The 11,509-nt window shown below is 71.0% G+C and carries 12 protein-coding genes; 5 read left to right on the forward strand and 7 right to left on the reverse strand.

Annotation, left to right across the window (positions count from 1 at the left end; translation table 11 throughout):
* Position 1 precedes the first annotated feature (1 nt).
* Together Pph01_RS03135 and Pph01_RS03140 are read right to left on the reverse strand one after the other, a co-directional pair.
* The gene (locus Pph01_RS03135; RefSeq protein ID WP_204071384.1) at positions 2–763 is read right to left on the reverse strand and encodes an ABC transporter permease; all 762 of its coding nucleotides are present in this window, start codon (positions 761–763) and stop codon (positions 2–4) included.
* Positions 750–1,631 (reverse strand): ABC transporter ATP-binding protein, encoded by an 882-nt coding sequence (locus Pph01_RS03140; protein WP_204071385.1) that lies wholly within the window; start codon positions 1,629–1,631, stop codon positions 750–752. Before Pph01_RS03140 ends, Pph01_RS03135 begins: the two co-directional genes overlap by 14 nt.
* A 44-nt stretch (positions 1,632–1,675) precedes the next feature.
* Here Pph01_RS03140 and Pph01_RS03145 point away from each other — a divergent pair, with 44 nt between their 5' ends.
* Entirely contained in the window at positions 1,676–2,308 is a 633-nt protein-coding gene (locus Pph01_RS03145) for a TetR/AcrR family transcriptional regulator (RefSeq protein ID WP_204071386.1), read from the forward strand.
* Positions 2,309–2,376: 68 nt separating this feature from the next.
* Here the strand turns inward: Pph01_RS03145 and Pph01_RS03150 are convergent, their stop codons facing one another.
* The 3 genes from Pph01_RS03150 to Pph01_RS03160 form a co-directional block, all read right to left on the reverse strand.
* The gene (locus tag Pph01_RS03150) at positions 2,377–3,018 is read right to left on the reverse strand and encodes an AAA family ATPase (RefSeq protein ID WP_239116400.1); all 642 of its coding nucleotides are present in this window, start codon (positions 3,016–3,018) and stop codon (positions 2,377–2,379) included.
* A gap of 173 nt (positions 3,019–3,191) precedes the next feature.
* A complete protein-coding gene (locus Pph01_RS03155) occupies positions 3,192–4,400 on the reverse strand; it encodes a YncE family protein (RefSeq protein WP_204071387.1) in 1,209 nt (402 codons plus the stop codon).
* A gap of 116 nt (positions 4,401–4,516) precedes the next feature.
* Positions 4,517–5,122 carry a cysteine hydrolase family protein gene (locus Pph01_RS03160; RefSeq protein ID WP_204071388.1) on the reverse strand — a complete coding sequence of 202 codons (606 nt, stop codon included), beginning with the start codon at positions 5,120–5,122 and terminating at the stop codon, positions 4,517–4,519.
* A gap of 333 nt (positions 5,123–5,455) precedes the next feature.
* Between Pph01_RS03160 and Pph01_RS03165 the strand changes: the two genes are divergently transcribed.
* The 3 genes from Pph01_RS03165 to Pph01_RS03175 all read left to right on the forward strand — a co-directional run bounded on the left by Pph01_RS03165 (position 5,456) and on the right by Pph01_RS03175 (position 9,393).
* Complete coding sequence (locus tag Pph01_RS03165) at positions 5,456–7,939, forward strand: MFS transporter (RefSeq protein ID WP_204071389.1); 2,484 nt, start codon at positions 5,456–5,458, stop codon at positions 7,937–7,939.
* A gap of 43 nt (positions 7,940–7,982) precedes the next feature.
* Positions 7,983–8,843 carry a YceI family protein gene (locus Pph01_RS03170; RefSeq protein ID WP_239116401.1) on the forward strand — a complete coding sequence of 287 codons (861 nt, stop codon included), beginning with the start codon at positions 7,983–7,985 and terminating at the stop codon, positions 8,841–8,843.
* 82 nt (positions 8,844–8,925) lie between these two features.
* Complete coding sequence (locus Pph01_RS03175; protein ID WP_204071390.1) at positions 8,926–9,393, forward strand: MarR family winged helix-turn-helix transcriptional regulator; 468 nt, start codon at positions 8,926–8,928, stop codon at positions 9,391–9,393.
* A 61-nt stretch (positions 9,394–9,454) separates the two neighbouring features.
* Here Pph01_RS03175 and Pph01_RS03180 read toward each other — a convergent pair whose 3' ends face one another.
* Positions 9,455–10,111, reverse strand: a complete 657-nt coding sequence (locus tag Pph01_RS03180; protein WP_204071391.1) for a cysteine hydrolase family protein — start codon at positions 10,109–10,111, stop codon at positions 9,455–9,457.
* Positions 10,112–10,258: 147 nt separating this feature from the next.
* On the opposite strand from Pph01_RS03180, the gene Pph01_RS03185 reads away from it, so the two are divergent.
* Positions 10,259–10,591, forward strand: coding sequence for a putative quinol monooxygenase (locus Pph01_RS03185; RefSeq protein ID WP_204071392.1), 333 nt, complete (start codon positions 10,259–10,261; stop codon positions 10,589–10,591).
* Positions 10,592–11,208: 617 nt separating this feature from the next.
* Here Pph01_RS03185 and Pph01_RS03190 read toward each other — a convergent pair.
* The gene (locus Pph01_RS03190) at positions 11,209–11,502 is read right to left on the reverse strand and encodes a DUF6221 family protein (protein WP_204071393.1); all 294 of its coding nucleotides are present in this window, start codon (positions 11,500–11,502) and stop codon (positions 11,209–11,211) included.
* Positions 11,503–11,509 lie beyond the last annotated feature (7 nt).

Below are 11,509 nucleotides of genomic sequence, written 5' to 3' on the forward strand. Positions count from 1 at the left end.
TTTAGAGGGACACCAGTCGCCCGCTGCGACCCCGTAGGCGGACCGAGGTCAGGATGTCGCAGACCAGCGCCACGCACAGGAGCACCCCGCAGGCTCCGGCCAGGGTCCGGGTGTCGCCCGCGAGAGCGGCGTGCAGACCACGGACGGCCCAGTAGCCGGGTGAGATCGGGGCCGCGTCCGCGACCCAGGGCGGCAGGACGGCGAGCGGGACCAGGGCCCCGCCGAGACTGCTGAGCAGCATGCCGCCGATGTCGTAAGCGGCCGAGAGCTCACCCATGCTGCGGGCCAGGACACCGAGAAGCGCGCCGAGGCCGAGCAGCGCGCAGCTCCAGCTGAGCAGGACGGCCAGCAGCAGGAGGGGGTGCGGAACGTTCAGGCCGAGGACGCACACGGCGAAGCCGACGATGAGCAGCTGCTGGGCGAGCATGGCCGCGAAGACGGGGACGGCCTTGCCGATCAGCATCTCCGCGGGGTGGAGGGGCGCGCCGCGCAGGCGGTCCCAGGTGCGCCCGAGCCGTTCGGTGAGGATCGCGCTGCCCGAGATGCTGAGTGCGAGCAGCGAGAAGGTGACCACTGTGCCGACGACCGCCTGTTCGGTGCCCGCCGTGCGGCCCTGCGCGGCCACGTACAGCGGGCGCAGCAAGACGATGAAGACGAGCGGCAGGATCATCCGGCTCAGCAGCGGACCCGGTTCGCGCAGCATCAGCAGCAGGTTGTGCCGCACCAGGGCGCCCGTGCGGGCGGCGGATTCACGCGGCGACATCACGGGTCTCCTGCTCGCCGTCACCGGCTGCGGCTTCCAGCGAACGGTAGAGGTCGTCCAGGCTGGGGCGGCGTACGTCCACGGAGACGGGGGTGCGGCCGGAGGCGAGTAACGCGGCGAGGTCGGCACCGGGATCCGTCGTCGGCAGACGCAGATCGGGTTCGCCCGGGTCGGCGAAGGTGACCAGAAGCTCACCGGGCAGGTGGCGGGTGAGCTCCTGCTGGGTGCCGCGCGCGATGACGCGCCCGGCGCGGGCGAGCGCCAGAGTCGCGTCGAGATCGACGAGTTCCGGCAGGTAGTGGGTGGTGTAGAGAACGGCGGTGCCGGCTTCGGCACGGGCCTTGACGGCGGCCAGCAGGGCCGAGCGGGTCTCCGGGTCGGCGCCGGCGGTCGGCTCGTCCAGCAGCAGCAACGGCGGCGAGGCGACCATCGCCGTGGCCGCCTGGACACGGCGGCGCTGGCCACCGGACAGGACGCCCACGAGCCGGTTCGCGAGCGCGGCCAGGTGGAGCTCGTCCAGGACGCGGGCGATCTGTCGGTCACGGTGCCGCCCGCGAAGCCCGGAGATCGCGGCGAACAGGCGCAGGTTCTCCCGCACGGTCGCGCGGTTGTACAGGGCGAGCTCCTGCGGAGCCACGCCGAGCAGCTGCCGTGCGGCACGACCGGCACGCAACGCGTCGATCCCGCCGATGCGCACCTGCCCCGTGTCGGGGCGCACGAGGCCGGTGACGACCTCGACGAACGTGGTCTTGCCCGCGCCGTTGTGACCGATCAGTCCGACGATCTCGCCGGACGCGACCTCGAGGTCGAAGCCGTCGAGCGCCGGGCGGCGGCCGTAGCGCTTCACCAGTCCCTCTGCGATGAGCATCCCGCCTCCGATGTCTACGGTGTATACGTCTACACTGTAGACCTATGGGAGGCAGGCGGGAAGAGATTCTGGACGCGGCACTGGCCATCGCCGACGAGCACGGCCTCGACGCGGTCTCGATGCGAGCGGTGGCCGACCGCGTCGGAGTCACACCCATGGCGCTGTACCGGCACGTCAGCGACAAGGCCGCACTGTTGGACGGAGTCGTCGGGCGGCTGCTGGCCACACTCCTGCCGTCGGACGCCGAAGCCGGCCACGCCTGGAACGAACGCCTCAGCGCCCTCGCCCACGCCTGCAGGGCGATCACCCAGCTTCACCCCTGGGCGGCGCACCTGCTCTTCTCGCGGCCCGCGGTCACACCGGACGCCGTACGCGCGGTGGACGTCATCTACACAGCGCTCATCGAAGCCGGAGTGCCCGAGCGTGAAGTGCCCCGGCTGGAACGCCTGATCAGCACCTTCGTTCTCGGGTTCGCCGCCTCCGAGGCCTCTGGGCGTTTCGCCCCCGGCCCCCTCGACCCGCGCAGCCACCGCGGCAGGCTCCCCGACGGTGAACTTCCCGGCCACAGCAGAATCGCGCCGTGGCTGGACCTGCCCGTCGACCTCGGCGCCGAGTTCGAGGCCGATCTGGACGACATCCGGCGGCTGATCGAGACGGTCGCACGCGAGCAGGGATGAGCTCAGAGATGGTCACCGGCGCGAAATCGTGAGCCCCGCCGTTCTCGTGCGGATGAGGTCCCGCGCCCTCATGAGGCGCGGTCGGCGGGCAGGACGTCGAAGCGGATGTCGGCGAGCCGGTCGGCGGCGCTCCGGTCCAGCACGGTGACGCTCGCCGCCGGGGGCAGCCCTCCGGCGCGAGCCCGCCGTACGAGCAGCCGCCAGCGCCGGCAGTGGCGGGCGAAGGTGGCCGTGGTGACGACCCGCCCACGCGAGTACTGCCCGGCGCGTGCCGTCTGCGGCGGGGTGTCCAGAAGGATCAGGTGAAGATCGCGTCCGCGGCGCCTGGCGAGCCAGGCGAAACCGTGCAGGATGTGCGGCCAGGTGCCCCGGGTGTGCGCGACGACGGCGTGCCCGCGCAGCACCGCCCGGGTGATCCGCAGAACGTGCGTGGTGTGCACGAGCGGGGTGCGTGCCCGGGAGGGCACCGGCCCGAGGAAGCGCGCCCACCAGTTGCGCGCCTGGCGGGAGTCGACCACGCGCACGTCACCGGCCACCACCGGCTCCGTCTCGTCGCCGTTCAGCCCGTACAGGCGGGCGAGGAGCGTGCTCTTGCCCGCGCCGGGCAATCCCGCGAGCAGCACCACCGATCCGACCGGGAAACGCAACTGCTCGGTGTGCGCACGGCGTGGCTCTCGTCTCGGCGGGGGCATGGTCGGCTCAGGCGTCATCGACCTCACGTCATCCACTTGGGAGCCCGGCGAACCCCCGATGGGGGTCACCGGTCCTGTCGGCCCGTCGGCAGGAACAACGTGCGGGAGGCGCCGGGAGTTTCAGACCCCCGTACGGCCAGGCCCCCGGTGCGGCTGTCTCCGGTCCCGGAGCGGTGCCGTTTTACGAGGTCCTACAGGCTCGGCTGGGCGGCGACGTGGCGGAGCAGGGTCAGGCCCGGCACGGGCACGCGGGCGAGTTCACGCCCGTCCCGGGGGTCCAGTCGCACGGCTCCCCCGTCGACGCCCGCGTACAGGCTCCCGTCCGTGCCCACCGCCAGCCCGCGTGGGCGTCCCGGCGTCCTGGCGGTGTGCAGCACGTCCAGGGAATCGAGGTCGACGGTGAACAGCGACCCGCCGGCAGCCACGTGAAGGGCGTCTGACGACACCGCGGCGAAGGCCGGGCCAGGCGACGCGGGGAGCGCGCCCACCTTCCCGATCGCCAGTTCCCGCACGTCTGCTCGCACAAGCCGTCCGCTGGCGCCGTCGAACACGTAGAGGCTGTCGGGCGAGACGGCGATCGCGTGTCCCTCCGCCGGCCCGTGCCCGAACGGCTCGGGCAGGTCGAGGCAGTACGCCCAGCGCTCGGTCAGGCTCAGCACGTGCACGAACGCGTGGACGCCGGTCGACCGCCCGGCGACCAGATCCCGGGTGTGCAGGTGGTTGGCCTGATGGGTGTAGAGCGTGTAGAGCCTGTCCCGGTAGGGAGAGAGCACGGCGAGCCGGCTCTCCCCGCGCATGGTCTCCTCCTCGGCCACCGGAGTCTTCTCCCTGCTGAGAACCGGGCCCACCTCGCGGGACGCCAGGTCGAGCATCCGGACGCGGTACGCCTCGGGAGCCGTCGACGGGAGGTACTGCAGCACGAACAGCGCCCCGCCCTCCGCCGAGAAGGCGTCGGGCTCGTAGTTCCCGTCCAGTTCGATGGTCATGGCCTCCCGGCGGCCGGAGGGATCGGCGATCACCAGGCGGGTCGTGCGACGGCCGGGCGAGCCGTACGGCGTGGCGGGGGCGGGGTCCCCGAGAGCCGCCAGGACACCGTTCGGCGAGACCACGCGGACGGCCTTCGAGGAGGGCACACCGGTGCTGGAGATCCTCCGCCCGGTGACGGCGTCCACGGTCATCAGGGAGTTCCCGGAGAGGGTGAACAGGCGGGTCCAGTCGGCCGCGGGGACCGTGGACGGGGAATTCGCGAGGCTGCGCCCGCTCCGCGTCTCCACGGCGGCCAGACCGGACGTCGTGTCGGCGTAGAGGAGGTGGGCCGGACCTCTCGGCGGCACCGGACCGGCACACGCGCCGACCAGAGCCGTTCCGCCGCAGATCTTGAGGAAGTCGCGTCGCTCCATGTGATGTCTACACCGGGCGGGGCCGAATGGTTCGCGCCCCTTCCCGGCCCGTTCGCCGGCTCGGTGTCGTGCCGTCGACGGTGTGCGGCCGCCGAGTCCGCCCTGAGTCCCGCGGCTCAGTGGAACAGCGCGAGCGCCTGATCCGACGTCAGGCAGCCGGCCGTCGCCAGATCCAGGTTGGCCAGCGACATGGTGTGGGCCTCGTCGGTCGCGGCCGTGACGCAGTCGCTGACCGTGTGGACGGTGAGGCCGAGGTCGGTGCCGTGCCTCGCGGTCTGCTCGACGGTGAGGTTGGTGGCGACTCCGGTCACCAGCAGCGTGCCGATCCCGCGCTCGGCCAGCCACGCGGGGAGGTCGTTGCCGGCCAGGCCGGACAGCTTCTGGTTGTCGACGACCCGGTCGCCCTCGGCCGGCGTCCGCATCTCCGGGATCAGTTGGGCGCCCGGAGCGTCCGGGCGGAACGCCTCCTGCGCGTCGCCGACCGCGTTCATGAAGCCGGTGTTGCGGACCAGGCCGCCCTCACCCACGGGCACCGTGAACCGGGTGAAGACCACCGGCACTCCCGCCGCGCGCATGGATCGGTGGAACCGCACGGCACGCCCCACGACGCCGCTGCGCGCGACCGGCTCGCCGAGCATCGCGCCGAAGAATCCCTCGGGCTTGATGACGTTCACCTGCCAGTGCAGGGCGAGAACGGCGGCGGTCCGCGGATCGTAGGTCATGTCGTGATCCTGCCGCACCCCGCCCCAGGCCGGAAGAGCCACGCGACCGCGGCGCCCCAGGCGGCACGCGATCTTGGATCGGACATAAGCACCATACCCGCCGAAAAACGCCCATAGGGCATCACATATAGTTGCCCTCGGCAACCAGATGAAGGTGGTCAGGGCATCGAGGCATGAGCCGTACGCATCCGTGTCCTCGCACCGCCCCCGCGAGACCCTCGGCGCCCCCGCCGAGGTGATCGCCGAACTCCCCCACACAAGCAGGCCCCCGTACTCCCGCCGTGCACGCCTCCCGCACCCCCGCCCCGCACGGCTCCCCGCGAAAGGACCCAGATGACAACCGCAGTACCGGCCGATGCGCGGGATGTGGCCCGTGATCCAGCCGGGTCGATGTCGCACCGGCAGATCCTGGAGGCGCTGTCGGGGCTGCTGATCGGCCTGTTCGTGGCGATCCTGGCGGCGACCGTCGTGTCGAACGCACTGCCCACGATCATCGCCGACCTGCACGCGAGCGAGACCACCTACACCTGGGTGATCACCACCGACCTGCTCGCGACCACGATCTCCACGCCTCTGTGGGGCAAGCTCGCCGACCTGGTGAGCAAGAAGGTGCTCGTCCAGCTGAGTCTGATCATCTTCGTGGCCGGCTCGGCGGTCGCCGGGCTCGCGCAGAACCCCGGGATGCTCCTGGGCGCCCGGGTCGTCCAGGGCATCGGCGCCGGCGGCCTCACCGCCCTCACCCAGGTGATCATGGCGGTGATGATCTCGCCGCGCGAGCGCGGCCGCTACTCGGGCTATCTCGGCGCGGTCTTCGCCCTCGCCACCATCGGCGGCCCGCTCATCGGCGGTGTGATCGTGGACACCTCCTGGCTGGGCTGGCGGTGGTGCTTCTACGTGGGCGTGCCGTTCGCCGTCCTCGCGCTGATCGTCCTGCAGAGGACGCTCCGTCTTCCCGTGCTCAAGCGCGAGGTGAAGATCGACTGGGCCGGCGCGACGCTGATCGTGGCCTCGGTGTCGCTGCTCCTCATCTGGATCTCGTTCGCCGGCAACAAGTACGACTGGCTGTCCTGGCAGACCTATGCGATGGTCGGCGGCGCTCTGGTGCTGGCGCTGCTCTTCCTCCTCGTGGAGCAGAGGGCCAGCGAGCCGGTCGTGCCGCTGCGCCTGTTCCGCAACAGCACGATCAGCCTGGCCGTGGTGTCCAGTCTGCTGGTCGGTGTCGCCATGTTCGGCGCGACCACCTTCCTCTCCCAGTACTTCCAGCTCGCGCGTGGTGACACGCCGACGAAGGCCGGGATCATGACCCTGCCGCTGATCCTCGGTCTGGCCGTGTCGTCGACCGCGGCCGGGCAGATCATCACCCGCACGGGCCGCTGGAAGATCTTCCTGGTCGCGGGCGGCCTGTTCCTGACCGCCGGGTTCGGGCTCATGGGAACGCTGCGGTACGACACGAACTACTGGCTGCTGGCCGTCTACATGGTCGCCATCGGCATGGGCGTCGGCCTGACCATGCAGAACCTCGTCCTGGCCGTACAGAACCAGGTGAGACAGCAGGACCTCGGCGCGGCCAGTTCGGTCGTCGCGTTCTTCCGGACGCTCGGCGGCGCGATCGGCGTCTCCGCTCTCGGCGCCGTGCTTGGCCACCGGATCACGGACTATCTGGACGAGGGCCTGGCCAAGCTGGGCGTGCACAGCGAGCTGAGCGACGGTTCGGTTCCCCGGCTGTCCGCTCTGCCGGAGCCCATCCGGGCGGTGGTGCAGAGCGCGTACGGCCACGGCGTCGGGGACGTGTTCCTCTACGCGGCGCCGAGCGCGCTGCTGGCACTGGTCGCCATCCTCTTCATCAAGGAGATCCCGCTCCGCAGCGCCGGTTCCGAGCAGCCTCTGGACGCGGACGCACCGCCGGCCGACGTCCCGGCGCCCGGCCGCCACGCGCACCGCGACGTGCCGGTGCCTGTGCCGGTGGCCGCCGGCGCCCACGGCGGGCGCGACGACCTGGCCAGGACGACGGCGGCACAACATGTGGTGTCCGCTTCGGCGGACACCGTCGAGACCAGCGTCGGCAGCGGGATCCGCGGCTTCGTCCGCGGCGCGGACGGTACGCCGGTGGCCGGCGCCACCCTCACCCTGATCGACGTGCGGGGGCACCAGCTCGGCCGCGCGGTCACGACGGCCGACGGCGGGTACGGCCTGTGGGCCCCCGGCGGCGGCACATACGTCCTGATCGCCTCAGCCGGTGAGCACGACCCTCAGGTCGCGACGCTCGTGGTGGGTGACCGGCCGCTGGACTTCGACCTGGTGCTGGCGGGCTCGGGCAAGTTGTCCGGCACCGTGCGCGACGCGAACGGCATGCCGGTGGCGGAGGCGATGGTCATCCTGACGGACGTGCGCGGCGAGGTGGTCACCACGGCGACGACCGGCGACGACGGCGCGTTCGCCTTCACGGGGGTCGTCGCCGGCGCCTACACCCTCGCGGTCAGCGCCCCAGGGCTGCGTCCGGCCGCGGTTCCGGTCGAGGTCGGGACCACCCTGACCAGCCAGGACATCGAACTGCTGCCCGGCGCCCACGTGCGCGGCACGGTCCGGGCCAAGGGGGCCGGCCGGCCGCTCGCCGACGCCCGGGTCACGCTGCTCGACGCCGCGGGCGACGTCGTCGGCACGGCGACGACCGGCGAGGACGGGCAGTACGCGTTCGCCGACCTCGCGGACGGCCGGTACACCCTGATCGCCACCGGGTACCCGCCCATGGCCAGCCCTCTCGACCTGACCGGGCAGGGCGACGACGAGCACGACCTGTGGCTCGGGCACGCGGAATGACGCCGGACTCCGCAGCCCGATGAGCGGCGAAAGCAGGGACAGCATGTACAGCGGCCCTCCGGCCTCCGCGTCCATGCCCGGGGAGCGGCACGGCCTTCGCGCACGGGTGCGGACGAAGGACGGCTGGGCGATACAGCACGCGATCGTCACCGTGACCGACCCGTCCGGCCACCAGGTCGTGCGGGCCGAGGCGGACGACGACGGGGCGGTGCTGACCGGCCCTCTCGCACCCGGCGTCTACACCGTCGTCGTCACCGCGGTCGGGTACGCCCCGACCGCGTCGACGGCGATCGCGACCGCTGCCGGCACCGCCGAGCTGGGCACTGTCGTACTCACACGGCAGGGCGGCGCGGAGCTCCCGCCGCCCGGCGTGTGGACCATCGATCCTGCCCACTCCAGGGTGGCCGCGACGGCGCAGCACCTCGGCCTGTCCAGCGTGCAGGGACGGTTCGGCCGGTTCTCCGGCCGGATCGACATCGGCGCGACCCCCGAGGCGTCCGGCGTCGTGGCCGAGATCGACGCCGCGTCGATGGACACGGGCAACGGCACGCGCGACGACCACCTGCGCTCGGCGGACTTCCTCGACGCTGAACGGCATCCGACGATCACCTACTCGAGCACCGGGCTGTCCCCCACGGGTCCGAACCGGTGGACGCTGCGCGGTGTACTGGAGATGAGCGGCGTCACCCGTCCGGTCGACCTCGATCTGACCTATCTCGGCACGAGCCCAGACCCGTGGGGCGGACTGCGGGTCGCGTTCCGCGCCTTCACCGAGTTGCGCCGTGAGGACTTCGCGATGAACTACAACCAGGTGGTGCAGGCGGGCATCTCTCTGATCGGGGCCACAGTGAGGGTGGAGCTGGACATCCAGGCGGTCCAGGGCGAACCGCCCGCCCTGTCATGATCGTCATGGCCGGCCCGGGACACGACCGGCACCCGGAGTGCCGATCCTCACCGGGGTTTCGGAAGCAGGAGGTGACAGCGCGATGACCGGGACGCATGCGGCGACCCCCGTCGAGGGGCGTGAGGCGTACTGCGAGCTCGAGCACCAGCTCGGCGTCCTGTTCCGCCGATCTCGCGCGCTGTCCGCCGAGATGAGGCGCGACGTGCATCCCGAGCTGGACCCCGGCGCGTACGGCCTGCTGGTCCGCATCGACGAGGCCGCTCCGGCGCGTCCCAGCGACCTGGCGGCCTACTACGGCATCGGCAAGGCCACCATCAGCCGCCAGCTGAAGGCGCTGGAGACCCTCGGGCTGATCGGGCGCGCCCCCGACCCCGTGGACGGCCGCGCCCACCTCCTCGAGCTGACCCGCGAGGGGCGGCAGAGGCTCGACCGCGCGCGAAGGGCACGCCAGGAGCGTTTCCGCGCGCTGCTCGACACCTGGCCGGAGGACGAGGTCCGGCTGCTGGGAGAGATGTTGTCCCGTTTCAACACCCTCACCGAGACCTTCTGAGGTCCCACCCGCCCAGGAGCGCGTCCTGGGCGGGTGACCGTCGGCGTCCGGCCGGGAGCCGTCAGCCGAGCTCGGCGAAGACGCGGTCGAGGGTCTCCGCGGTGAACTGGAGCTGGTCGGGTCCCGACGACGTCCACGAGCGATACGCCTCGCCGCGAAGCTTCTTGACCGTTTCGGCCGCACTCGATATCTCGATGTCGTAGACCCAGTTGGCCATCATCAGGATCGCGGCCTTGTGCGAGCCGCTGTTCGTGGCGGCGCAGACGTCCTTGACCAGGTTGACCTGATAGTCCCGCGCGTAGGCGTCGAAGACCGTCGTCAGCAGGCAGCCGTCGGTGACGAAGCCGCCGACGATCAGGTGCTTGACCCCGAGGCCGCGGAGCATCAGGTCGAGCGGCGTCTCGTGGAAGCCGCTCCAGCGGTGCTTGTCGACGACGACGTCCTCGGGGCGAGGAGCCAGCTCGTCGATCACCTCCACCGCGTCGGTGCCCGATCGGTAGTAGACGGGCTTGCCCTGCGCGTCCAGCACCTCGTCGTTGGGCAGGCCCACCGCGTCCGCCCGGCTCACGTGACGCGTGTAGACGACGGGGACACCGAGCCGCCGGCACGCATCGACGAGCGGGACCGCCGCGGCGACGGCCTCCTCCACGTTCGCGATGCCGTACTTGCTCTCCTTCTGCATGTCGATGAGCAGGAGGGCTGTTCTCGACAGATCCACGGTCTCTCCCCGGCTGGTACGGCGAATCGCGGCGCGCGGGCCGGCGGCTCACCCCGTCATCACCGGATCATGCTCTCACCGTTGTCATAGGATCATCAGTGGTCGCGCCGGGGCGGTACCCGGTCCATCACCACCTGAGAGACTTAAATGATCTTCATTACTGCGAAGTTCCGCGTGCTGCCCGAATACGCCGACCAGTGGATCGAGATCACGCGCGACTTCACTCAGGCGACCCGCGACGAGCCGGGCTGCATGTGGTTCGACTGGTCGCGCAGCGTCGAGGACCCGGCGGAGTACGTCCTCGTCGAGGCGTTCCGGGACGGCGACGCCGGGGCGGCGCACGTCCAGTCGGAGCACTTCAGGCAGGCGCAGCGCACGCTGCCCGGCCACCTCGCGGAGACTCCCCGGATCGTCAACGTGACGGTCCCGCAGGACGACTGGTCCCTCCTGGGGGAGATGGCCGTGCCCGAGCGGAGCTGAGCAGGCCTCGCAGGCCGGGGTGCGCGGCCCGTCTGCCCGGAGCGCGGACGTAACGTGGGTGATGGTCCCCTTCTCGGTGGACTAGGACCGGCGGGTGCCATCTCGCTCCGGCCACCTCAGCTGGTACCGACCTCGTCCATCCGGCAGGGGCTGGAGGCGGCGATGAGACGGTTGAGCAAAGTGTTCCTCGTGGCGCTCATCGGCTTCGCTGTCATCGTCATGGTCATCTTCGTCCGCAATGTGTACGCGTGGGAAAGCTGTGGGGATGACACCGGATCGGCGGTGGCCGACACGGAGATATATGGAGCCCCCTCCCCCGCTGAGTGCTCCATCGTCAGGAATCAGCCCTCTGGGTTCACGCCCCCGTCGCAACACGGGGCATTGTGGGCCACCGGGGCCCACCCCCCGGCCGCGATCATGCACAGATTCGTCGATCAGTTGAGTGGCCTGGGCTTTTCCACTTCGTGATCATGCACAGGTTCGCAAAGACTCGCAATGAGCCGGCCGTACGCATTCCGTGATCATGCACTTCGCTGCCACATGATCACGAACGGCGAACCCCCGGTTCGGCCCACATGTCCACGAACCAATGCATGATCACCAACATGGTCGGCTCGTCACGCCGGAGACCACTCGTCGTCGTAGCCTTCGCGGTGCCGGTATCCCCGGGCGAGCAGGCGGAGCGTGCGGCAGGGAACCCCGTGCCTGGTGCCACAGGTCTTGCATGCCGGGATCTGCGTGACCCGTGCGTTCTTCCCGATCCCGTCCACCTGGACGATGTCGTGCTCGTCGAGGATGGCCAACGCCGCGTCGCAGCGGGCGATCGTGTCGCGAGGGTCCTGTTCCATCACCAGGGCGACGGCCTTGTCGGCTTCGATGGTGGCGCGCAGCCACGAGCCCAGAACGCTCATCTTCGCT

It is taken from the genome of Planotetraspora phitsanulokensis, from assembly GCF_016863295.1.
Classification (GTDB): domain Bacteria; phylum Actinomycetota; class Actinomycetes; order Streptosporangiales; family Streptosporangiaceae; genus Planotetraspora; species Planotetraspora phitsanulokensis.